The organism is Streptomyces sp. TS71-3 (assembly GCF_018327685.1).
Lineage (GTDB): Bacteria > Actinomycetota > Actinomycetes > Streptomycetales > Streptomycetaceae > Streptomyces.
On the sequence record NZ_BNEL01000003.1, the window covers coordinates 3,530,979 to 3,552,568 of the forward strand.

The following is a 21,590-nucleotide window of genomic DNA, read 5'->3' on the forward strand; positions in this document are numbered from 1 at the left end:
CGGTGCACCCATGGCCGGGGCCGGCGCTGTCCGGCCGCCCCGCCCGAGCCGGATGGACGCGGGCGCGCGGAGGCGCGCGAGAGGCGGCGGCACAGGGTAGGCCTCAGGGGCGGTGCACACCCGTGGTCGCAAGTTCGGACGAGAGTGAGGTTGGCGGACATGGCACAGCAGGTGCAGGGCGTGGTCGCGACGCGCAAGGGCGAGCCGGTGCGGGTGGAGACCATCACGGTCCCGGACCCCGGGCCCGGGGAGGCGGTCGTCGCGGTGCAGGCGTGCGGGGTCTGCCATACGGACCTCCACTACCGCGAGGGCGGTGTCAACGACGACTTCCCCTTCCTGCTGGGGCACGAGGCCGCCGGCGTCGTGGAGTCCGTCGGAGAGGGCGTCACCGAGGTGGCCCCGGGCGACTTCGTCATCCTCAACTGGCGTGCCGTGTGCGGCCAGTGCCGTGCCTGCCTGCGCGGCCGCCCCTGGTACTGCTTCAACACCCACAACGCCACGCAGAAGATGACTCTCACCGAGAGCGGGCGGGAGCTCTCCCCGGCTCTCGGTATCGGCGCGTTCGCCGAGAAGACGCTGGTCGCCGCGGGCCAGTGCACCAAGGTCGACCCGGCGGCCTCGGCGGCAGCCGCGGGCCTGCTGGGCTGCGGGGTGATGGCGGGCATCGGCGCCGCCGTCAACACCGGCAACGTCGGCCGCGGCGACACCGTCGCGGTGATCGGCTGCGGCGGCGTGGGCAACGCCGCCATCGCGGGCTCCCGGCTGGCCGGAGCGGCGAAGATCATCGCGGTCGACGTCGACGAGCGTAAGCTCCTCACGGCGCGGGGGCTTGGCGCCACCCACACCGTCGACTCCCGGGAGACCGACCCCGTCGCGGCGATCCAGGAGCTGACCGGCGGGTTCGGCGCGGACGTCGTGATCGAGGCGGTGGGGCGCCCCGAGACGTACCGGCAGGCCTTCTACGCGCGCGACCTCGCCGGGACGGTGGTCCTCGTCGGGGTGCCGACCCCCGAGATGAAGCTCGAACTGCCCCTGATCGACGTCTTCAGCCGCGGCGGCTCCCTGAAGTCGTCGTGGTACGGCGACTGCCTGCCGTCCCGCGACTTCCCCATGCTGATCGACCTGTACCAGCAGGGCCGCCTCGACCTGGACGCGTTCGTCAGCGAGACCATCCCGCTCCAGGACGTCGAGAAGGCGTTCGGCCGGATGAGCCAGGGCGACGTGCTCCGCTCGGTGGTGGTCTTCTGATGCCGGCGCGCATCGGCCACCTCGTCACCTCGGGCACGTTCTCGCTGGACGGCGGCGTCTGGGACGTCGACAACAACGTCTGGATCGTCGGCGACGACACCGAGGCCGTGGTGATCGACGCGGCCCACGACGCGGACGCCATCGCGGACGCGCTGGGCGGCCGGCGGCTCGTCGCGATCCTGTGCACCCATGCGCACGACGACCACGTCGACGCCGCCCCGGCCCTGTCCGCCCGCACCGGCGCGCCCGTCCTGCTGCACCCCGGCGACCTCCCCCTCTGGCGGCTCACCCACCCCGAGCGGCCCCCGGACGGCACGCTCGGCGACGGTCAGGAGGTGGCCGTGGCCGGGGCGGTGCTGCGCGTGCTGCACACCCCGGGCCACAGCCCCGGAGCGGTCAGCCTCCACGCACCCGGGCTCGGCACCGTCTTCACCGGAGACACCCTCTTCGCGGGCGGGCCCGGTGCCACCGGCCGGTCGTTCAGCGACTTCCCGACGATCGTCGACTCCATCCGGGGCAGGCTGCTGAACCTGCCGCCCGACACCGTGGTGCGCACCGGGCACGGCGAGAACACCACGATCGGCGCCGAGGCACCGCACCTGGAGGAGTGGATCGCGCGGGGCCACTGAACGCCGGCCCGAGGGGCGGGGCCCGGCGGCACGGTTGCCGCGGTGGCCCGGCGCTCCCGCGGCTCAGGAGCCGGTGAGGCGGGCGTGCTCGCCCGGCCGGCCCTCGTCATCACCCGCCGGCGGCGGCGCGTCCGCCCCTGCCGCCGCCGGCAGCGGGGCGCCCAGGGCCCGGGAGATGCCGCGTGCCGCCACCTGCACCAGCGGGATCAGGGCACGCGGCTCGGCCCGCTCGGCATGGGCGACCACCGAGACCGCGGCCACCACCTCGCCCCCGGGGCCGTGCACGGGCGCCGCCACGGAGACGCCGTCCGGCGTCACCTGGCGGTGGGCGACGGCGACCCCGCTGTGCCGCACCTCCGCGAGGATCCTGCGGATGCGGGCCGGGTCGCGGATCGTGTGTTCCGTGTACGCGGCCATGGGCTGGGCGAGCACCCGCTCCTGCACCTCCAGCGGCGCGTGGGCCAGCAGCACCCGGCCGACCCCTGTCGGCGTCAGCGCGAACCGGCCGCCGACCCGGGTCAGCACCCGTACCGAGCTGCGCCCGGCGAGCCGCTCCACGTACAGCACGGACAGTTCCTCGCGCACCGCGAGCTGGACGTTCTCCCGGGTCACGTGGCCCAGGTCGGACAGGTACGGCAGGGCGGCCTCGCGCAGGCCGAGACCGCGCGGCGCCAGGGCCGCGATCTCCCACAGGTGCAGCCCGATACGGTAGCCGCCGCCGGGCTCGCGCTCCAGCACGCGGTGCGCCGTAAGCTCCTTCACCAGCCGGTACACCGTGGTCAGCGGAAGTTCCGTGTGCCGGGAGATGTCCGTGAGGGTCAGCACGGGCGTGGCGGGCGTGAAGGCCTCCAGCACGCAGAGCGCGCGGCCGACCACGGAACCGGTTCCGCCGGGGTGCCCGCCGTCCATGGACCCTCCCTCGGGTGACCGGCTGTTCCCCGCAAGCTAGACACCCAGGTCATGCGCGTCAATGGACGCGCCGGTGGATGGGGGCGGAGCTCGACGCGCCCGCGGCCTCCGCCGGGGGCCAGGCCGGCCACCCTGGCGTCTTCCGGAAGGGCCCATCAAGGGTGGCCCGCCGTCCGCCACGGGCCCGCCGCGGCCGGCGGAAAGAGCGCGCGGCTCCCCGACCTCGGGGGGCCCGGGTCGTTGGCCGCCCCGAGGCCGATACCGCTCGGAGAGCGCTCTCCAAGCGCTGTTTGGGAGTTTCCCCGGACCGCGGGAGCATGTCAAGCGGTGGGGGCCCGATCACGTCCGGCAACCCCTGCTGAACATGGGGCCGGGCCCCGCTACCGCAGCAGTGGACATGCGGTACGGGGCCCGGGTCGGGGGGAGGAGGGCGCGTCAGGCTGCCTGCGCGGTGCCCTCGCGGTGCTCGCGGATGATCTCCGCATAGCGCCGGCCGCTGCTCTTCACGGTGCGCTCCTGGGTCTCGTAGTCGACGTGCACGAGGCCGAACCGCTTGTCGTAGCCGTAGGCCCACTCGAAGTTGTCCAGCAGCGACCAGGCGTAGTAGCCGGCCAGCGGGGCGCCGCGGCGGGCCGCGCGGGCGCAGGCCGCCAGGTGCTCCTCCAGGTAGCCGATGCGCTCGGGGTCGTGCACGGAGCCGTCCGCGCGCACCACGTCGGGGAACGAGGAGCCGTTCTCGGTGACGTAGAGGCTGCGGGCGCCGTACTCCTCGGTGAGCCGCATCAGCAGCGCCTCGATGCCGCCTGCGTCGATCTCCCAGTCCATGCCGGTGCGGCGCACGTCGGGCCGGGGCACCTGGCGGGCGAAGGGGTAGGGACCCTCGGGGTCGTCGGCGACCACGGCGGGGAAGTAGTAGTTGAGCCCCAGCCAGTCCAGCGGCTGCGCGATGGTCTCCAGGTCCCCGGGGCGCTCGGGCAGGTCCACGCCGTACACCTCGCGCATGTCGGCGGGGAAGCCGCGGCCGTGCACCGGGTCGAGCCACCAGCGGTTGGTGTGCCCGTCGGCGCGGAGCGCGGCCGCCCGGTCCGCCTCGGAGTCGGTGGCCGGTGCGACGGTGGAGAGGTTGTTCACGATGCCCACCGCGGCGCCCGGGGCCGCCGCGCGGATGGCCTGCGCGGCCAGGCCGTGGCCCAGCAGCAGGTGGTAGGAGGCGTGCACGGCGGCCTTGACGTCGGTGAGGCCGGGAGCCATCCGGCCCTCCAGGTGGCCGATCCACGCCGAGCACAGCGGCTCGTTGAGCGTCGCCCACTGGTGCACCCGGTCGCCGAGCCGCTCGGCCGCCGCGGAGGCATAGGCGGCGAAGTGCTCGGCGGTGTCCCGGGCCGGCCAGCCGCCGCGGTCCTGGAGGATCTGCGGGAGGTCCCAGTGGTACAGCGTGATGTTCGGGGTGATGCCCGCCTCCAGGAGGGCGTCCACCAGCCGGTCGTAGAAGCCGAGCCCCGCCTCGTTCACCGGCCCGTCGCCGCCCGGCACGATCCGCGGCCAGGCGAGCGAGAGCCGGTACGCGCCCGCGCCCAGCTCCCGCATCAGCGCCACGTCCTCGGGCCAGCGGTGGTAGTGGTCGCAGGCCACGTCGCCGTGGTCCCCGCCCGCGATCTTGCCGGGGGTGTGCGAGAAGGTGTCCCAGATCGAGGGGGAGCGGCCGTCCTCGGCCACGGCTCCCTCGATCTGGTACGCCGACGTGGCAACCCCCCAGACGAAGTCCTTCGGCAGGGCGGAGAGGTCGATGGGCTCGGGCACGGAGGTCCTTTCGGGGTCGGTCACTTGACGGCTCCGGCGGTGAGACCGGTGACCAGGTAGCGCTGGAGGAGGAGGAACCCGGCGACCACGGGCACGCTGACGACCAGCGAGGCGGCCATCACCTGGTTCCAGTAGACGTTGTTCTCGGTGGCGTAGCCCTGGAGGCCGACGGCGAGCGTGCGGGTCGTCTCGTTGGTCATCACGGAGGCGAAGAGCACCTCGCCCCACGCGGTCATGAACGCGTACACGGCCACCGCCACGATGCCCGGGATCGCGGCCGGCACGATGATCCGGAAGAGCGCGCCGAGCGCCCCGCAGCCGTCCACCAGGGCCGCCTCGTCCAGGGACTGCGGGACCGAGTCGAAGTACCCGATCAGCATCCAGATGGAGAACGGCAGCGAGAACGTCAGATAGGTGAGGATGAGCCCGCCGCGCGAGCCGAACAGCGCGATCCCGGTGGCGTTGCCGATGTTGACGTAGATCAGGAACAGCGGCAGCAGGAAGAGGATGCCCGGGAACATCTGCGTGGACAGCACGGTGACCGTGAAGACCCGCTTCCCGCGGAACCGGTAGCGGCTGACCGCGTAGGCGGCGAACACCGCGACGATCACCGAGCACACGGTCGCCGCACCCGCCACGATCAGCGAGTTCACGAAGTACTTCGCCAGCGGCACGGTCGACCAGATGTCGATGTACGGCCGGATGGTCAGCCCGCTGGGCACCCAGCGGAACGCCCCGGAGACGTCCTGGAGGGGCTTCAGCGAGCTGCTGAGCATCACGTAGACGGGCACCAGGACGAAGATCGTGAGCAGCGTCAGGAAGACCCGCCGGGACCAGACGAACGACGGCGGCGGCGCGCTGGGGGAGCGGCGGGGTGCGGTCCTCGCGGCCCCGGGGGCCTGGGCGGTGCTAGACATCGGCGGCCTTCCTTCCACGGGAGGTCAGCACCAGGTAGACGGCCGTCACCACGAGCAGGAACAGCAGCAGCAGGACCGACATGGCCGAGCCGGTGCCGAAGTTCCAGGTGACGAACGACGCCTGGTAGATGTGGATGGAGACGAGGTCCGCGGCCTCCGGCGCCGACTTCCCGAACAGCACGTACGGGGTGTTGAAGTCGTTGAACGTCCACAGGAACAGCACGAGGACAAGGACCTGGTTGACCGACCGCAGCGACGGCAGGGTGATGCGGCGGATCTGCTGCCATATCCCGGCGCCGTCGATGGAGGCGGCCTCGTACAGCTCCCTCGGGATGTTCTGGAGGCCCGCCATGATGATCAGGAAGGCGAACGGCCAGAGCTTCCAGACGTGGACCGTCAGCAGCGCGACGAAGCTGTTGTCGCCGATCAGCCAGAACGTGTGGCCGTCCGTCAGCCCGAGCTGGTCGCCGAGCACGTGGTTCACCAGGCCGTTGTCCCGCTGGAACATGAAGGCCCAGGTGATCACGGCGGCGTAGACGGGCAGCGCGTACGGAGTGAGGAAGACGGCGCGCAGGATGCCCCGGCCGCGGAAGTTCTCCTGCATGTAGACGGCCGCCGTGGTGCCGATCAGCCAGGCCAGGCCGACGGAGAGCACGGTGAAGCCGATCGTGACGAAGAACGAGTGGAGCAGTGCCTGCCCGATCGGTGCGTCGAAGTCGACCGACACGCGGTAGTTGTCGAAGCCCGACCAGGGCGCGCTGGTCCAGTCGCGGATGAAGAACTGCGTGAGCTCCTTGAAGCTCATGAGGATGCCGAAGACCATCGGCACCAGGTGGACCAGCAGTTCGAGGAGGAGCGCGGGCAGCAGCAGCAGGTAGGGCAGGCCGACGCGGCGCAGCCGCCCGGGCAGGCGGGGCCTGTTCGGCCCCGCCTGCCCGGTGCCCGCCCGCCCCGTGCCGCCGGAGTGCGGCGTCCGCCGGTCTGCGGCGTTGGTGGTGGTGGCGGTCATCGGCTCAGCTCTTCGGCATCTGCTGCTCGGCCTTGGTGAGCGCGGCCTTGACCGAGTCCGTGGTCACCGGCCGGCCCGACGCCGCGTCCGTGAAGAGGCTCTTGACCGCGGTGCCCACCGCGGTCTCGTACTGGGACTCGTTGGGGACCTGCGGCAGCGGCGCGGCGCTGGTCAGCAGGGTGTTCTTGAGTGCCGTCGCCTCCGGCGTGGAGAAGGCGGGGTCGCTCTGTGCGTCCTTGACCGGCGGGATGTTCGCGTAGGCCTTGCAGAGCACCTTCTGCTCGTCGGTGCTCGTCATGAACTTCACGAAGTCCGTGGCGCCCTTGAGGTTCTTGGTGTTCTTGAAGATGGCGATGTTGATACCCGCCACCATCGAGTTGACCTGCTTGCCGAAACCGGGCTTGCCCGAGGCCACCGGCACCGGCGCGACGCCCCAGTCGCTGGCCTTCATGCCGTGTGCCTCGAAGGTGGTGGAGGCGTTCTGCCAGAGCACCATCGCCGTCTTGTTCTTGGCGAAGTCCTCCAGGGACTGGTTCTGCGAGTACTCGGCGTTGCCGGGGGCGATGATCTTGTCCTTGGCCATGAAGTCCACGTACTGCTTCACGGCCGCGACGGCACCGGGCGAGGTGAAGGTCGGGTTGCCCTTGGCGTCGAAGAAGTCCGCGCCGTGCTGCTTGCCGAGCACGAAGGTCTGGTGGATGTTCTCGACCGGGTTCGACCCCTCGGCGCCGAGCGCGAACTTGCCGCCCTTGGAGATCTTCTTGCCGTCGGCGACCAGTTCGTCCCAGGTGGCCGGGGGCGTGCTGATCCCGGCGTCCTTGAACATCTGCTTGTTGTAGTAGAGGGCGAAGGCCATGGAGTACAGCGGCACCGCGGCCGGGTCCTTGCCCTCGGCGCCCGTCGAGCCCACCGCCGACGCGGTGAACCGGTCCTTGCCGCCGATCTTGGCGTACTGCGCGGAGTCCCACGGCACCAGCGCCCCGGTCGCCTGGAGGGAGGACGACCAGGTGTTTCCTATGTTCAGCACGTCCGGGCCCTGTCCGGATGTGGTGGCCGCCAGGATCCGGTTCAGCAGGTCCGACCAGGGCACCACTTCGAGTTTGACCTTGATGCCGGTCTGCTTCTCGAACTTCTTCAGCTCAGGCGTCAGTATCTTCTTGTCGGCCTGGACGTCCGGCCCCTGGTTGGACGCCCAGTAGGTGAGCGTCTTGGGGGAGTCGTTGCTGCCCCCGCCCGTGCTGGTACCACCTCCGCAAGCCGTCGCGGCGGCGGACAGAGCGGTGACCGTGGCGATGACAGCGGCGGCTCGAAGTCTGCGCATGTCGGATACGCCCCTTTCCGGGGAGTCCTGAGAGTGGGTGCCTTTACCGAACAAAGAGTGTCAGGGCTTAATTTAGGCTGTGAGTTAAATCCTGAAGGAAGGTCGCGTCAAGAGGTTGTGCGGGGGTATCTTGCGGGAAGGGAAGGAGCCACATGGCTGAGCGCAACAGACGGACCGTGCGTGACCTGCGACGCGGCAACCGCACAGCGGTATTGCAACGGTTGTATTTCGACGGCCCGATGAGTCGCCAGGCCCTCGGCCCAGCCACGGGGCTGAGTTCAGGTTCTGTCAGCAACGTCGTCGCCGAACTCACCGCGGACGGCCTCCTGGAGGAGGCCGGGGTGGTGGAGTCCGACGGCGGCCGCCCGCGCACCCTGCTGCGGGTCGCGCCCTCAAGCGGCCACCTCATCGGGGTGGACGTCGGCGAGACCCGGGTCCGGGTCGAGGCGTTCGACGTCGCACTGGAGGAGCTGGCCCGCACCGAACGCCCCCTCGCCACCGACGGCTACGACGTCGACCTGATCGTTCAACACATCAAGGACTGCATAGCCGAGTTGACGGCCGAGGCGGAGATCGACCCGGCCCGGCTGCTCGGCGTGGGCGTCGGGGTGCCCGGCATAGTCGACGGCACCGACCCGCGCGGCACGGTGGTGCACGGCCAGACCATCGGCTGGGGCGCGGTGCCGCTGGAGCGGCTGCTGCGCAGCGCGGTGGACCTGCCCGACGAGACCGCCTGGTACATCGACAACGGTGCCAAGGCGCTCGGCCAGGCGGAGATGTGGTTCGGCGGCGGCCGGGGCGCCCGGGACGCCGCCATCGTGCTGTTCGGCTCCGGCGTCGGCGCCTGCATCGTCACCGACGGCACCATCAACGGCGGGCCGCGCGGCGCCCCGGGGGAGTGGGGCCACCTCACGGTCAGCGTGCGGGGCCGGCGGTGCCGCTGCGGCGCCCGCGGCTGCCTGGAGGCATACGCCGGCTCGGAGGCGCTGCTCCAGCGGTGGCAGGAGGCGGGCGGGCAACTGCCCGAGGGGGCCGACGAGGAGACGGGCGTGACCGCGCTGCTCGCCGCGGCCCGGCCGGCGGACGGCTCCGATCCCGACCCCGTCGCCGTAGCCGTGCTGGACGAGACCGCCGAGTACCTCGGGGCCGGCATCTCCGACCTGATCAACCTCTTCAGCCCCGAGCGGGTCCTCATCGGCGGCTGGGCGGGCCTCCAGCTCGGCCCCTACATGCTCCCCGCGGTGCGCACCTACGCCGACGGCTACGCCCTGCGCCACCCGGCGGCCCGCGTCACCATCGAACTCGGCAGGCTCGGCCCCGACGCGGTCACGGTGGGCGCCGCGACGCTCCCGCTCGCCGACTTCTTCACCCGCGGCGGACGCAGGCCGGAGCCGGCCCGCGAGCACGGCGAGGCGGAGGCCGCGCCGGACTGGCAGAACGTCCTGGAGAACCGGGTGCCGCGCTGAACCGATCGGCCCGGGCCGCCGGTCCTTCCCGGCACGGGGAGTCGTGCGGCGGTCCGGCCGAGCGGGGCGGCAGTGAGGCGAGAGCTCGTCCCCCGGGCCGATCGGGGCCCGGCACCGACCCGCCGCACGGTCGCCCGCGCGGCGCCGCCCGCCGCCGAGCTCACGCCGACGCGCGGACCACCAGCTCCGGTTCGAAGATCACGGAGGCGACACCGCCGTCAGCCTCGTCCCGGTCCTCGATGCGCCGCTGGAGGAGCCGGGCCATCTCCGCCGCCATGTCCTCCACCGGCTGGCGCACCGTGGTCAGCGGCGGGACGCAGGCCGCGGCGGCACTGCTGTCGTCGAAGCCGACCACGGCGACGTCCTCCGGGATCCGCCGGCCCTTCTCGCGCAGCACCCGGCAGGCACCCTGCGCCATGAGGTCGTTCGCCACGAACACGCCGTCGAGCTCGGGGTGTTCCGCGAGGAGCCCCGCCATCGCCTCCTCGCCGCTGTCCTGGGTGAACCCGCCCTCGGCGACCGGCACGTAGCCGTGCCCGTGCCGCGCCATGGCGTCCCGGAAGCCGGCCAGGCGGTCCTGCCCCGCGACCACGTCCAGCGGCCCCGTGATGGTGGCGATGTGCCGGCAGCCGCGGGCCAGCAGGTGCTCGGCCGCGAGCCCGGCGCCGTCCCGGTGGGCCAGGTCCACATAGCTGATCGGTACCGGCCGGGCCGGGCGCGCGAACAGCACCGCGGGCAGCGAGGCCTCCGCCAGCATCGGCGGCAGCGGATCGTCGGCGTGCGTCGAGACCACCAGCGCGCCGTCCGCGCTGCCCTGCCGCAGGAAGGCCACCACCTGGTCGCGGGCCGCCGGGGTCTCCGCGAACATCAGCACCGGGTGCATCGCGCGCGGCCGCAGGTAGCCGATCACCCCGCTGGTCACGCGGCCGAAGAAGGGGTCCGAGAACACCCGGGAGGCGAACGCCGCCTGCTCCTCCACCGAGTCGCCGCCCGCACCCGACACCACCAGCGCGATGGTCTCCGCGCGGCGCGTCACCAGGGAACGGGCGGCGCGGTTGGGCGTGTAGCCGGTGGCGGCGACGGCCGCGCGCACCGCCTCCTGGATCGCCGGGTCGACGTTGCGGATGCCGTTGACGACCCGCGAGACGGTGGCGCGGGACACCCCGGCCACCCTCGCCACGTCCTCCAGCGTGGGCGGCCCCGACGCCACCTCCTGCGGCTTGCTGCTCATGGCCGAACTCTACCCGATTGGAGAGCGCTCTCCAGGTCGTTGGCCCTGCATGCGACCGCCACGCCGGGCCCGGACCGGGCGCATGCGCCGACCCGTTCCCGTCCGCCTCGCCGACCCGTTCCCGTCCGCTTCGGGGAGCCCCGCGGCGCACCGAACTCCCTTGCGGTGCAACGGGCTCACCGACCCGGCGGGCCACCGAACACCCCTGCGGGGCAACGGACTTACCGGCCGGGTGGTCTCACCGGCTCACCACGGCAGCGCCCCCTCGGCGGCGAAGTAGCCCCCGGTGGGGCCTTCGGGGCCGACCTGCGCCATCCGGACGATGATCTCGGCGCCCTCCCGCACGGTCTGGGTGCCCGTGTTCAGGTTGAGGTCCGTGGCGGTGAAACCGGGCTCCACGGCGTTGATGCGCATGCCGGGCAGCGCCTTCGCGTACTGGATGGTGAGCATGTTGACGGTGGCCTTCGACGCCGGATAGGCGACCCCCGGGTAGCCGTAGCCCGGACTGCCCGGGGTGGCTTCCCGGCTCAGCGAGGCGAGACCGCTGCTCACATTGACCACGACGGGTGCGGCGGACCGCTGGAGCAGCGGCAGGAACGCATGCGTGACGCGCACCATGCCGAAGACGTTCGTCTCGAACACCGATCGCAGGGTGACCGCGGTCAGCTCCGCGGCACCGGGCACGACGCCGTCCGGTGTCCGCCACTCGATCCCGGCGTTGTTGACCAGCACGTCGAGACCGCCGGCGGCCTCCACGGTCTTCGCCGCGGCGTCGACCGACTCCTCGTCGGTGACGTCGAGTCGCACCGTCCGTGCGCCCAGCCGCTCGGCGGCCCGCCGGCCCCGCTCGGCGTCCCGGCTGCCGACGTAGACGGTGTGCCCGGCCGCGACGAGCCGGCGGGCCGTCTCGAAGCCGAGTCCCTTGTTCGCTCCTGTGATGAGTGTCGTCGTCATCTCCCCAGACTCCGGCCGCGCCCGGCGCCCGGGAAGTGCACCGGGCTTCCTGGGACCGCCGGTACCAGGCACGCGCCCGGCAGGCGGTGCAGACTGTGGGCATGACGACGGCGGAGTTCGGCAAGGCGGTGCGCCGCTGGCGCGACCGTGTCCTGCCACAGGCCGTGGGACTGCCGGCCGGCGGGCAGCGGCGCGCGGCGGGGCTGCGCCGCGAGGAACTGGCCATGCTGGCCGGGATCTCCGTGGACTACGTCACCCGTCTCGAACAGGGCCGCGCCTCACACCCCTCGGCCCGGGTCGTCGAGACCCTGTGCCGGGCCCTGCGGCTGTCGGGACCCGAGCGGGCGCACCTGTTCGGCCTCGCCGGCCTCGCGCCGCCCGGCCCCGGCACGGTGCCCAGGCAGATCACCCCGGGCGTGCAGCGGGTGCTGGACCGGCTGACCACCACGCCCCTCGCCGTGTACGACGCGTCGTGGACGCTGCTCCTGGCCAACGAGCCGCACAAGGCTCTGATGGGCGACTCCTCCGGCTGGCGCGGCAACCAGCGCAACGCGGTCTGGCGCAAGCTGCTCGGCCCGCCGGGCCGGGTGCGGCACAGTGCCGGGATCCGGCGCGTGTTCGAGGCCGCGCTCGTCGCCGACCTGCGCGCAGCGGCCGCCCGCTACCCCGCGGACCTGGGGATCCGGCGGCTGGTCGCGGAACTCCGCGGGGGCAGCGAGCGGTTCGTGGAACTGTGGGACTCCGGCGCGGTGGGCCACCACGAGGCCGCGCGCGTGATCGTCGACCATCCGGAGGTCGGCCCGCTCACGCTGGACTTCGACGTGCTCACCGTGGCGGGCGGCGACCTGCGCATCAGGGTCTACACCGCCGAGCCGGGCACCGAGGACGCGGAGCGGCTGGCCGTGCTCACGGTCCTCGGCACCCGGCGCCTCAGCGGTTAGCCGGCGCGCTGTTCGGCGCCTGGCGTGCCTTCCCACGCGGCGCGCGGCGCGCAGGGCGCAGGGCGCGCGCGGCCTGTCGGGGCGTGCCGCGCTCCCGTCGCCCGGTGGCGCCCGCCCCGCATCCGGCTCACAGCGGCAGCGCGCACACGGCCGACGGCTGGGCGAAGGGCCCGCCGGCGCTCCGGAGTTCACCGGTGGCCCCGTCGAGGTGGAAGGCCGTGACGGTGCCGGAGTTCTGGTTGCACGCGAAGAGCAGGCCCTCGTCGGGGGAGAGCGCGAGGTGCCGGGGGAAGGCGCCGCCGACGGGCACGGTGTCGAGGAGTTGCAGTTCGGCGCCGCCGGAGGTGACGGCGTACCGGGCGATGGTGTCCTCGCCGCGGTTGGAGAGGAAGACGAAGGAGCCGCTGGAGGTCGCGACGATCTCCGCCGGCGCGTTGGAGTCGGAGCCCGCGCCCGTCGACTGCGGCTCGCCCGGCGTGAGCGCCCCGGTCGCCGTGTCGTAGCCGCAGACCACGACGGCGTTGCCCAACTCGCAGGCCACGTAGGCGAACCGCCCGCTCGGATGGAACGCGAGGTGCCGGGGCCCGCTGCCGGCCGGGAAGGCCGCCACCGAGACCTGGGTCAGCGTGCCCGCGTCCTCGTCCAGGGTGTACGTGTACACGGAGTCGGTGCCGAGGTCGACGGCGAGGACGAACGCGCCGTCCGGGCTGGTGAGGATCTGGTGGGCGTGCGGGCCGCCCTGGGGCCCGGGCGGCGGGCTGCTGTGGGTGACGAGGTCGGTGCGCGCCCCGAGCGAGCCGTCGGCGGCGATCGGGTGGACGGCGACGCTGCCCGAACCGTAGTTGGCGCTGAACAGCCAGGCACCCCCCGGATGCACCGACAGGTGGCAGGGGCCGTCGCCGCCGGTGCTCTGGCTGCCGAGCACCCGGGGGCTGCCGCCGCCGAGCGAGATGGCCGTCACGGCGCCGTCGGACTGCTCGTCGACGGTGAAGAGGGTCTTCCCGGACGGGTGCAGCGCCAGGAACGACGGGTTCGCGACGCCCGCGACGGTGCCGCGTGCCGTGATCGCGCCGCTCACCGGGTCGTAGTCGGCGATCCCGACCGCTGATCCGTACGTGCCGAGATAGAGCGCCCGTCCGGCGCGCGGGGCGCTGCCGGCCGCGCGTGCGGCGGAGGCGGGGACGGCGGCGAAGGCCGCTCCGGCGGTGAGCGCGCCTAGGAAGCGGCGGCGGCTGGTTCTGGTCATACGCGGGCACCTCGTGTTCCGTGGGGGGGTCACCGGCCTCTGTGCGGGGAGCCGGTGGTGCCGGACGGTGCACCACAGTGTCGCGCGCACCGCCCGGCCGCAAGGTGCCCTCACCGGACACCGGCGGCGTGCTCCACGGGCCCGGGCGGCAGCGGGGACGGCGCGGTGGCCCAGACGGCCGCCCGTGCGCCGTCGCCGTCCCGACGAGCCGTTCCCGTACGTCTCCGGGCCGCCCGACGGCGGCCCGGGCAGGCACGGGAACGGCGCCCCGCCGATCGGTGTCGGATCAGGGCAGCAGCTCCACCGCCAACGGCTCGAACGCGATCCTCGTGCGCGCGCCGTCCTGAGCCCAGCGCGCCTCGAAGCCGTCCGCCGTCGCGGTCACCTGCGCCACCGCCTCGGCCAGCGGCAGCGGTTCGTCCTCGGCGGTCAGCGTGGCCAGGGCGGCGTACACGCCGGTTCCGCCCGCGTCGTCCGCGGTGAGCCTCGGCACCAGCGCCCACCGGGTGAAGGCGGTGCCCTGCGGCGCGCGGATCTCGTCCGCGGTGTCCCAGCCGTGCAGCGGGTGGAGTGCGGAGGCCACCGCCTCGTCGGGCCCGGTGGCCCAGCCGGTCTGCCGCAGCCGGGCCCCGTCGGGCGCGCCCGACACCCGGTGCACCCGCAGCTCGTACCGGCCGCGCACCACCGTCACGCTCGTGACCCGCAGACCCGGCACCATCGGCGCGCCCTCGGGGAAGACGGGCCGGTGCGAGGACGCCGCCCAGCCCCAGCCGTCGCCCTGCCCCGCGCCCAGCGGCAGGATCCTGCGGCGCGCGCTCTGCACCCCGGCGACCTCGACGGCGAGGTGGTTGTCGGGGACGTTCACGGCCGACGTGGGCCCCGAGCGGGTCGAGTACGCCGCCCGGTCGTACAGCGGGTCGTCCGCGATGCCGGCCTCGCCCTCGTGCGGGCGGACGTGGTCCGTGCCGTGGTTGTGCAGCCGCACGATCCCGTCCGCGCGGGTGCTGTGCACCAGCAGGCCGGGCCCGGAGAGGGCGATCACCCGGTCGGGGCCCTCGCTGGGCGCCCGCTCCTCGGGCGCGGTCCACAGCGGATCGTCGGTCGGCGCGAGCAGCGACACGAAGGCCTTCGAGGCCCAGTACGGCGAGGACGGGCCCGAGTAGGGCTGGAGCGTCGCCTCGTGCGGACCGTGCCAGCCCAAGGAGAGCAGTCCGTCGCGGCCGGTCGCGCCCCGGTCCAGGAAGTACTTGAGCGCCCCGCTGACGATGCGCCGGGAGGCGCCCGGCGCCAGCGGGGTGTGGCCGGTGACCGCGCCGAGAGCCACCGCCGCACCGGTGGCGAACCGGTACGTCAGGGAGCGGCCGAAGTGCAGCGGGGCGCCGTCGCCGCCGAAGAACAGCCCGAAGCTCTCCAGGTGGGCCCTCAGCCGCGCCCCGTAGCGCTCCGACAGTTCCGTGTCGCCGCCGAGATGGGCGTCGAGCACCGGGTACAGATGCAGCGCCCAGCCGTTGTAGTGGTCGAAGGCGCGGCCGTCGCCGTCCGAGTACCAGCCCTCGCCCAGGTACCAGGAGTCCAGCAGCTCCAGTGCCCGCTCGCGGGCCCGGGCCGTCTGGGCGTCGCCTCGGCCCACGGACTGAAGGAAGCCCGCCACGGTGAAGGGGAACAGATACCAGTTGTTGGGCGCCGGGGTGTGCCGCAGCGCGCCGCGCAGCCACTCCTCGGCGCGGTCCTGCACGGCCGCGTCGAGCCGGTCCCACAGCCAGGGCCTGGTCAGCCGCAGCCCCAGCGCCACCGACGCGGACTCCACCATCGGCTGCCCCTGCACGCTGTGGTCCAGGATCAGCGGCCAGGACTCGGCGTCGCCACGGCCCGGCGTCCGGGTGCCGGCGTCGAGCCCCGCCGCGTACCGCTCCAGCCAGCCGAACGGGTCCTTCCCGCCCGCCCCAGCGATCCGGAAGCCGGCGGCGAGGAACGTGCGGGCGTAGCCCTCCAGGCCGTCCGAGCGCACCCCCGAGCGGGACGGCCGGCCGGGCAGGTCGAGCAGCGCGCTGCCCGGGGTGGCCCAGCGCCACGCGGCACGCAGCAGGCTGTCGGCCGCGGCCTCCCAGTGCACCCGCGTGTAGCCGGTGTACGGGCTCAGCTCCCGCTCGTCGCCGGGGAGTTCAAGGGGTGAGCTCATGCCAGGAATGCCAGCCTTTCGCGTCGCACGGGATGGGCGAAGCCGTCGCCCGCGGCCCAGCGCTTCACCTCACCGATCGCGAGGTCCGCCAAACGCTGCCACTCGTTGCCCTGCGAGCCGGCCAGGTGCGGGGTGATCAGCGCGTTGTCGCAGTCCCACAGCGGGTGGTCCGCGGGCGGCACCTCGGGGTCGGTGACGTCGAGCACCGCCCGGATCCTGCGCTCCCGCAGGACGTCCACCAGGGCGTCCTGGTCGACGACGGCGCCCCGTGCGGTGTTGACGAGCACCGCGTCCGGGCGCATCGAGGTGAGCAGGTCACGGCTGACCAGGCCGCGGGTGGCGGGCAGCAGGGGAGTGTGCACGCTGACGATGTCGCTGCCGGTGAACAGCTCGGGCAGGCTCACCGGCCGGGCCCCGAGCGCGGCCACCTCCTCGTCGGTGACGTACGGGTCGTGCAGCAGGACGTCCAGGTCGTACGGGCGCAGCAGCTCGATGACGCGCCGGCCGATCAGCGAGGCCGAGAGGATGCCCACCGTGCGCCGGTAGTTGCCGAGGGTGGCCACCACGTTCAGGGGCTCCTCGCGCCGCCGCGCAGCGCGGTAGGCCGTGGCACGCTCCAGGACCTGCTTCCCGGCGAGCAGGATCATGGCGACGGTGTACTCGGCCACCGGCAGCGCGTTGGCCGCGGCGGCGGACGACACCTCGATGCCGCGCTCCCAGCACGCCTCGGTGACATGGCCGCGCACCGTGCCGGCGGTGTGCACCACTGCCCGCAGCCGGGGCGCCGCCGCCAGCACGTCCGCGTCCAGCGGTGGACAGCCCCAGCCCGTGACCAGGAGGTCGACGTCCGCCAGCACCCGGCGGGCGCGGTCGGTGCCGAAGTCGTCCAGCACGGGCGGTGGGATCAGGTCGCACACCGCACCGAGTGCCTGGAGGGTGCCCGGTGGGAGCACGGCCTGAGCCGCGTCCGGCTTCATGGCCAGAGCGGTGCGCGGACGAGGACGATCGCTGGGGGCGCCGGGCATTCTTCTCCTTTGCGTACGGCCTTCGGTCGCGGGGGTGCGGCCGGGGCCTATTTCACCGCCCCGGCCGTCAGGCCGGACCGCCAGAAGCGCTGCAGCAGGGCGAAGGCGAGGATCAGCGGGAGCACCGCGAGCAGCGATCCCGCGATGACCACGGGGTAGTAGTCGGGTGTGACGGTGGCCTGGCTGTTCCAGGAGAACAGGCCGAGGCTCACCGGATACAGATGCTGGTCGGAGAGCATCACCAGGGGCAGGAAGAAGTTGTTCCAGATGCCGGTGAGCTGGAAGAGGAAGACGGTGACGATGCCCGGTCCCAGCATCCGCAGTGAGACCTTCGCATATGTCGCCAGCTCACCCGCGCCGTCCACCCGTGCCGCCTCCAGCACCTCGTCGGGAACGTACCCCTGGCTGAAGATACGCCCCAGGTAGACACCGAACGGGTTGAACAGCACCGGGATGAAGACGGACCAGAAGGTGTTGACCAGCCCCGTGCCCGACGCCATCAGGTACAGCGGCAGCGCCAGCACGGTCTGTGGCACCATGACCGCGGCGAGGACCAGGCCGAAGAGCTTCTCCTTGTGCCGGAAGCGGTACTTGTCGAAGGCGTAGCCGCAGGCCGTGCTGATCAGCGCGCCGAGCGCGGCACCCAGCACGGCGTAGAGCAGGCTGTTGAGGTACCACCGCCCGTACAGTCCGCCGTCCTGGGTGAACAGCGCCCGCAGGTTGGTGAAGAACGCGAAGTCGTGCAACGACAGCACATCGCTGCCGAACAGCGCGTCCCTGCCCTTGGTGGCGGCCAGCACCAGCCACAGCACCGGCAGCAGCGTGTACAGCACCGACACCGCCACCACCAGGTTCACGGTGGAGCGGCCGAGCAGCCGGGGCCGCAGCGCGACGGTGCCGCCCGCCCCGATGTCACGGGCACTCATGCCGCCACCTCCCGTCGCGCCGCACGGGCGCTCCTGGCGTCGAGCCTGCTGGTCCAGCGCGTGACGCCGTACGACAGCGCGATGGTGCACACCAGCAGCACCACGGACGCGGCCGCGGCGAGGCCGTAGTTGTTGCGATTGAACGCGGCGTCGTAGATGTACATGCTGGGAGAGAAGCGCGAGCTGATCATCGGTGTGTTCTGGCTGAGCAGCATCGGCTCGGTGAACAGCTGCAGGGCGAAGATCAACGTGAACATCGCCACCATCACGATCGACGCCCTGATCAGCGGCGTCTTGACCTGCAACGCGGTGCGCACCGGCCCCGCGCCGTCGACCACCGCGGCCTCCACCACCTCGTGCGGCACGGCCTGGAGCGCGGCGTAGAAGACCACCATGTTGTAGCCGACGTTGCTCCACAGGGCGATGTTCACCATGGACGGCACGACCGTGTGGATGCCGAGGAAGTCCACGGTGATCCCGGCGTTGCCCAGCAGGTCGATCACCGGGGAGAGGCCCGGCGTGTACAGGTACAGCCAGATGATGGCGGCGATGATGCCGGGCACCGCGTGCGGCAGGAACAGCCCGAGCTGCGCCCACGATCGCAGCCGTACCACTCCCGAGTCCAGCAGCAGCGCGAGGGCGAGCGCGCAGAGCACCATCACGGGGATGTAGATGACGCAGTACAGCACCACGATGCCGAGCCCGCTGAGGAAGGTGGGGTCGGTCAGCACCGCCGCGTAGCTGCGCAGGCCCACGAAGACGGTGCGCTCCGGACCGAAGCCGAGGCCCGGCTCGTCGGCGCCGAAGAAGCTGAGCCACACGGCCGTCGCGACGGGGATGAGGAAGACCGTCACGAGGAGGGCGAAGAACGGTGTCATCAGGATTCCGCAGGCGCCGAGCTGGCGGCGTCGCGCGGTGCGGCCCGCACCGCGCTTCGCGGGCACCGCGGTGGGGGAGCGCTCGCCCGCGGCGGGCAGGGGGGCGGTCGTGGTCATGGAGGTGTCACCTGCCTCTCTACTGCTGTGGTCACTGCGGTGCGTGCCGCCGGGCCGGCCGGCGGCCACGTCATGTGCTGTGCTCGGTGGTGGAGAGCCCGAGCGCCTTGAGGTCGGGCATGGTTCCGCGCTGCGCCTGGCGTACCGCGGCGATGACGGATCCCTGACCGCCGGTCATCCGCGCGAAGCCGTCCTGCATCAGCCTGATGGTGGGCCGCATCCGGGGGCCCCAGCGCCAGCTGTCGCGGATCTTGTGCGCCTCGTCGTCGAAGAGCCGGTAGATGTCCTGGCCGCCGTAGTAGGAGCGGTCGAAGGCCTTCCGGTCCACTCCGAGGAGGCTGGGCACGGCCGGGTACTGGCTGCTGGCGCCGCTGGAGAGGCGGGCGCGCAGCGCGGCCGGGTCGGAGACCTGCCAGGCGATGAACTCCATCGCGGCCTCCGGGTTCCGGCAGTCCTTGGTGACGGAGAAGGTGGAGCCGCCCTGCGTGCCCACCACCGGCCTGTCCGGATCCCACTGGGGCAGCGGCGCGATCCGCCACTGGCCCTTCTGCGCAGGCCGGGCGCCCATCTGCGCGCCGGCGTCCCACGCTCCGGAGAACCGCGCGAGCACCATGCCCTTGCCGATCTGGGCGTCGTTCTGCCGGCCCGTCCCGGGATTGGCGAAGACCAGGTCCTCGTCGATCAGCCGCTGCCAGAAGGCGGCGACCCGGCGGGTGGCCTCGTCGGCGAGCGAGATGTTCCAGGCGCCGTCCCTCAGGTCGTACCACTGTGCGCCGGCCTGCCAGGCGTGGGCCGCGAACGTCTCGCCGCCGTCGGTGGGGAAGACCGCGAGGCGCCGATTCGGCGCCTTCTTCCGCACGGTGCGTGCGGCCTGCTCGAACTCGTCCCAGGTCCGGGGCACCTGGATGCCGAACTGCTCGAAGTAGTCCCTGCGGTAGTGCATCACCATCGGTTCGACGTCGACCGGCACCGTGTAGATCCGCTTCTCGAACGTCGTCAGGCCCAGCGCCTGCGGCAGCAGCCGGGCCCGCAGCCGGTCGTCCACCAGGTCGGTGATGTCGCGGGCCACACCGTCGATGGCGAACTCGGGCACCTCGGGGTACTCGATGGTGGCCACGTCGGGGGAGTTGCCGGCCCGGGCGGCGTTGCTGAGCTTGAGGTAGCCGCCCGCGGCGCCCGACGGTATCTGCTCGAAGTCGATCTGGAGCCTGTCGTGGCTGCGGTTGAACGCGTCCACCACCTCCTGGCTGCCGCGCAGTGCCGACCAGAACGTGATGCGGGTGACCCCGCGCGAGCCGCGCGAGGAGCCACCGCCGCCCCCGCAGGCACTGAGCGCGCCCGCCAGCGGCGCGGCACCGAGCGCGGTGAGCACGGACCGCCGGCTCCTGCCCGGACGCTCGGGGGCGGGCGGCGCCGGCACCTGCGGTGCGGCGGCTCCGTCCGCTGCGGCCCGTTCCACCGGGGCGCGGCGTGGGCGTGGTGCGGGCACCGCATGCGGTGCGGGCAGTCGACTGGTCATGGCGGCCTCCCGCGGCTCCGGGGTGAGACACGGGCATCCTGATCGCTTGACCAGACATGGTCAATAGATCGATCAGGAGAACTTAAAGCGGTCAAACGATCAGTCAGCGGACCCTGGCGGGGCGGCCACCGCCGAGCCGCGCCGCTTCAGCTCCGGCAGCAGCTCCAACCTGCGCACCGGCGCCGGCGCGGAGCCCTCCGGCTGCCCGAGGCGCCGCAGCAGCAGCTCGGCCGCGGCCCGCCCGATCTCCGCCTTCGGCGGCGCGACCGCCGTGAGCGGCGTGCTGCCCAGCGCCGCCACGCCGTCGTCGTAGGCCACCACCGAGCAGTCCCGCGGCACCCGCACGCCACGCTCCATCAGCCGCTGCACCAGCATCAGGGCGTCCACGTCGCCGTGCAGCACCGCGGCCGTCGCGCCCCGCTCGCGCAGCACGGCCGCGAGGTCGAGCGGTCCGGTGTGGCCGGCCGCGTCACCGGTGCCGTCCGCGCCCGGCTCGAAGGGGGCCGCGTCGGGCGAGCTGAGCGCCACCGACCAGTCCTCGACCTCGGGCCGGGTGGCCGCGATCTCGGCGAACGCCGCGCGGATCGCCCGCGCCGTCGGGCTGTCGTTCCGCGCGGCCAGCACGATCCGCCGGTGGCCGAGGGACACCAGGTGGTCCACGGCGAGGTGGGTGCCGTACCAGTGGTCGGAGCAGACCGAGTCGAGGGCGTGCAGGGCGCTGCCGGAGCGCGGCCTGCGCTCCATCAGGACGGTGGGCACGTCCAGGGCGGCCAGCCAGCCGTAGTCGGCCTCCTCGGCGGCGGCGCTGCGCCACCGGGGCGCGATGATCAGGCCGCGGGCGCCGCCGGCCAGCGCCCGCTCCACCAGGGGGCGTTCGGCACCGGCCGCGATCGGGGCGATGTGCAGGGCGATCCGCAGGCCGGCCTCCTCCAGGACCGAACGCGTCCCGTGCAGCGCCTCGTAGAGGTAGGAGTGGCGCTCGGGGACGATCACCCCGACCGCGGCTCCGTGCCCCGGCGGGTCCTGGGCCGGTGGCGCCTGCGCGCCGGCCGCCGCCACCGAGCGGGCCACTCCGTGCCCCCTGGTCAGCTTGCCCGCGCGCTCCAGCTCCTCCACGTCGCGGCGCACCGTGACGACCGAGACGCCCAGCTCCGACGCGAGTTCCGTGACCCGGGCCGCGCCACGCGCGTCCACCGCGGCGAGGATCCGCCGGCGCCGCACATCGACCGAGTCCCGCATGCTGACCGCCCTCTCGCCGTGCTCCGGCGGATGTTC

18 protein-coding genes are annotated in these 21,590 nt (G+C 73.1%); 4 read left to right on the forward strand and 14 right to left on the reverse strand.

Annotated features, from left to right (window positions below):
* The first annotated feature begins 159 nt into the window (after positions 1-159).
* The gene (locus tag Sm713_RS38870; RefSeq protein WP_212914623.1) at positions 160-1,248 is read left to right on the forward strand and encodes an S-(hydroxymethyl)mycothiol dehydrogenase; all 1,089 of its coding nucleotides are present in this window, start codon (positions 160-162) and stop codon (positions 1,246-1,248) included.
* The gene (locus Sm713_RS38875; protein ID WP_212914624.1) at positions 1,248-1,877 is read left to right on the forward strand and encodes an MBL fold metallo-hydrolase; all 630 of its coding nucleotides are present in this window, start codon (positions 1,248-1,250) and stop codon (positions 1,875-1,877) included. Before Sm713_RS38870 ends, Sm713_RS38875 begins: the two co-directional genes overlap by 1 nt.
* Positions 1,878-1,940: 63 nt before the next feature.
* On the opposite strand, the gene Sm713_RS38880 is transcribed toward Sm713_RS38875, so the two are convergent.
* The 5 genes from Sm713_RS38880 to Sm713_RS38900 all read right to left on the reverse strand — a co-directional run bounded on the left by Sm713_RS38880 (position 1,941) and on the right by Sm713_RS38900 (position 7,833).
* Positions 1,941-2,786 carry an IclR family transcriptional regulator gene (locus tag Sm713_RS38880; RefSeq protein WP_212914625.1) on the reverse strand — a complete coding sequence of 282 codons (846 nt, stop codon included), beginning with the start codon at positions 2,784-2,786 and terminating at the stop codon, positions 1,941-1,943.
* Positions 2,787-3,221: 435 nt separating this feature from the next.
* A complete protein-coding gene (locus Sm713_RS38885) occupies positions 3,222-4,610 on the reverse strand; it encodes a GH1 family beta-glucosidase (RefSeq protein WP_249416962.1) in 1,389 nt (462 codons plus the stop codon).
* Complete coding sequence (locus Sm713_RS38890) at positions 4,607-5,503, reverse strand: carbohydrate ABC transporter permease (protein ID WP_212914626.1); 897 nt, start codon at positions 5,501-5,503, stop codon at positions 4,607-4,609. Before Sm713_RS38890 ends, Sm713_RS38885 begins: the two co-directional genes overlap by 4 nt.
* The gene (locus Sm713_RS38895; RefSeq protein WP_212914627.1) at positions 5,496-6,512 is read right to left on the reverse strand and encodes a carbohydrate ABC transporter permease; all 1,017 of its coding nucleotides are present in this window, start codon (positions 6,510-6,512) and stop codon (positions 5,496-5,498) included. The genes Sm713_RS38890 and Sm713_RS38895 overlap by 8 nt, the downstream gene beginning before the upstream one ends.
* 4 nt (positions 6,513-6,516) lie before the next feature.
* Positions 6,517-7,833, reverse strand: a complete 1,317-nt coding sequence (locus Sm713_RS38900) for a sugar ABC transporter substrate-binding protein (protein ID WP_212914628.1) — start codon at positions 7,831-7,833, stop codon at positions 6,517-6,519.
* Positions 7,834-7,985: 152 nt separating this feature from the next.
* On the opposite strand from Sm713_RS38900, the gene Sm713_RS38905 reads away from it, so the two are divergent.
* A complete protein-coding gene (locus Sm713_RS38905) occupies positions 7,986-9,299 on the forward strand; it encodes an ROK family transcriptional regulator (RefSeq protein WP_212914629.1) in 1,314 nt (437 codons plus the stop codon).
* Between the two features lie 160 nt (positions 9,300-9,459).
* On the opposite strand, the gene Sm713_RS38910 is transcribed toward Sm713_RS38905, so the two are convergent.
* The gene (locus Sm713_RS38910; RefSeq protein WP_212914630.1) at positions 9,460-10,530 is read right to left on the reverse strand and encodes a LacI family DNA-binding transcriptional regulator; all 1,071 of its coding nucleotides are present in this window, start codon (positions 10,528-10,530) and stop codon (positions 9,460-9,462) included.
* Positions 10,531-10,776: 246 nt separating this feature from the next.
* Positions 10,777-11,484, reverse strand: coding sequence for an SDR family NAD(P)-dependent oxidoreductase (locus Sm713_RS38915; protein ID WP_212914631.1), 708 nt, complete (start codon positions 11,482-11,484; stop codon positions 10,777-10,779).
* A 101-nt stretch (positions 11,485-11,585) separates the two neighbouring features.
* Here Sm713_RS38915 and Sm713_RS38920 point away from each other — a divergent pair, with 101 nt between their 5' ends.
* On the forward strand, positions 11,586-12,425 hold the full coding sequence (locus tag Sm713_RS38920) for a helix-turn-helix transcriptional regulator (RefSeq protein ID WP_212914632.1): 840 nt from the start codon (positions 11,586-11,588) through the stop codon (positions 12,423-12,425).
* A 127-nt stretch (positions 12,426-12,552) separates the two neighbouring features.
* On the opposite strand, the gene Sm713_RS38925 is transcribed toward Sm713_RS38920, so the two are convergent.
* From Sm713_RS38925 to Sm713_RS38955, 7 genes are all read right to left on the reverse strand, one after another.
* Positions 12,553-13,671 (reverse strand): lactonase family protein, encoded by a 1,119-nt coding sequence (locus Sm713_RS38925; RefSeq protein ID WP_212914633.1) that lies wholly within the window; start codon positions 13,669-13,671, stop codon positions 12,553-12,555.
* 286 nt (positions 13,672-13,957) lie between these two features.
* Positions 13,958-15,850 (reverse strand): DUF2264 domain-containing protein, encoded by a 1,893-nt coding sequence (locus Sm713_RS38930; protein WP_212914634.1) that lies wholly within the window; start codon positions 15,848-15,850, stop codon positions 13,958-13,960.
* On the reverse strand, positions 15,847-16,875 hold the full coding sequence (locus tag Sm713_RS38935) for a hydroxyacid dehydrogenase (RefSeq protein ID WP_212914635.1): 1,029 nt from the start codon (positions 16,873-16,875) through the stop codon (positions 15,847-15,849). The genes Sm713_RS38930 and Sm713_RS38935 overlap by 4 nt, the downstream gene beginning before the upstream one ends.
* Before the next feature lie 47 nt (positions 16,876-16,922).
* Positions 16,923-17,801 carry a carbohydrate ABC transporter permease gene (locus Sm713_RS38940; protein WP_212914636.1) on the reverse strand — a complete coding sequence of 293 codons (879 nt, stop codon included), beginning with the start codon at positions 17,799-17,801 and terminating at the stop codon, positions 16,923-16,925.
* Positions 17,798-18,796, reverse strand: coding sequence for a carbohydrate ABC transporter permease (locus Sm713_RS38945; RefSeq protein WP_212914637.1), 999 nt, complete (start codon positions 18,794-18,796; stop codon positions 17,798-17,800). Before Sm713_RS38945 ends, Sm713_RS38940 begins: the two co-directional genes overlap by 4 nt.
* A gap of 70 nt (positions 18,797-18,866) precedes the next feature.
* A complete protein-coding gene (locus Sm713_RS38950) occupies positions 18,867-20,168 on the reverse strand; it encodes an ABC transporter substrate-binding protein (protein WP_249417130.1) in 1,302 nt (433 codons plus the stop codon).
* A gap of 246 nt (positions 20,169-20,414) precedes the next feature.
* Positions 20,415-21,554, reverse strand: a complete 1,140-nt coding sequence (locus tag Sm713_RS38955) for a substrate-binding domain-containing protein (RefSeq protein WP_212914639.1) — start codon at positions 21,552-21,554, stop codon at positions 20,415-20,417.
* Between the last annotated feature and the right edge of the window lie 36 nt (positions 21,555-21,590).

What these genes read in the sequence shown, in the direction of transcription:
- Sm713_RS38870 (WP_212914623.1), top strand. Translation starts at nt 160, where the DNA reads ATGGCACAGCAGGTGCAGGGCGTGGTCGCGACGCGCAAGGGCGAGCCG.
- Sm713_RS38875 (WP_212914624.1), top strand. Translation starts at nt 1,248, where the DNA reads ATGCCGGCGCGCATCGGCCACCTCGTCACCTCGGGCACGTTCTCGCTG.
- Sm713_RS38880 (WP_212914625.1), bottom strand. Translation starts at nt 2,786, where the DNA reads ATGGACGGCGGGCACCCCGGCGGAACCGGTTCCGTGGTCGGCCGCGCG.
- Sm713_RS38890 (WP_212914626.1), bottom strand. Translation starts at nt 5,503, where the DNA reads ATGTCTAGCACCGCCCAGGCCCCCGGGGCCGCGAGGACCGCACCCCGC.
- Sm713_RS38895 (WP_212914627.1), bottom strand. Translation starts at nt 6,512, where the DNA reads ATGACCGCCACCACCACCAACGCCGCAGACCGGCGGACGCCGCACTCC.
- Sm713_RS38900 (WP_212914628.1), bottom strand. Translation starts at nt 7,833, where the DNA reads ATGCGCAGACTTCGAGCCGCCGCTGTCATCGCCACGGTCACCGCTCTG.
- Sm713_RS38905 (WP_212914629.1), top strand. Translation starts at nt 7,986, where the DNA reads ATGGCTGAGCGCAACAGACGGACCGTGCGTGACCTGCGACGCGGCAAC.
- Sm713_RS38910 (WP_212914630.1), bottom strand. Translation starts at nt 10,530, where the DNA reads ATGAGCAGCAAGCCGCAGGAGGTGGCGTCGGGGCCGCCCACGCTGGAG.
- Sm713_RS38915 (WP_212914631.1), bottom strand. Translation starts at nt 11,484, where the DNA reads ATGACGACGACACTCATCACAGGAGCGAACAAGGGACTCGGCTTCGAG.
- Sm713_RS38920 (WP_212914632.1), top strand. Translation starts at nt 11,586, where the DNA reads ATGACGACGGCGGAGTTCGGCAAGGCGGTGCGCCGCTGGCGCGACCGT.
- Sm713_RS38925 (WP_212914633.1), bottom strand. Translation starts at nt 13,671, where the DNA reads ATGACCAGAACCAGCCGCCGCCGCTTCCTAGGCGCGCTCACCGCCGGA.
- Sm713_RS38930 (WP_212914634.1), bottom strand. Translation starts at nt 15,850, where the DNA reads ATGAGCTCACCCCTTGAACTCCCCGGCGACGAGCGGGAGCTGAGCCCG.
- Sm713_RS38935 (WP_212914635.1), bottom strand. Translation starts at nt 16,875, where the DNA reads ATGCCCGGCGCCCCCAGCGATCGTCCTCGTCCGCGCACCGCTCTGGCC.
- Sm713_RS38940 (WP_212914636.1), bottom strand. Translation starts at nt 17,801, where the DNA reads ATGAGTGCCCGTGACATCGGGGCGGGCGGCACCGTCGCGCTGCGGCCC.
- Sm713_RS38945 (WP_212914637.1), bottom strand. Translation starts at nt 18,796, where the DNA reads ATGACCACGACCGCCCCCCTGCCCGCCGCGGGCGAGCGCTCCCCCACC.
- Sm713_RS38955 (WP_212914639.1), bottom strand. Translation starts at nt 21,554, where the DNA reads ATGCGGGACTCGGTCGATGTGCGGCGCCGGCGGATCCTCGCCGCGGTG.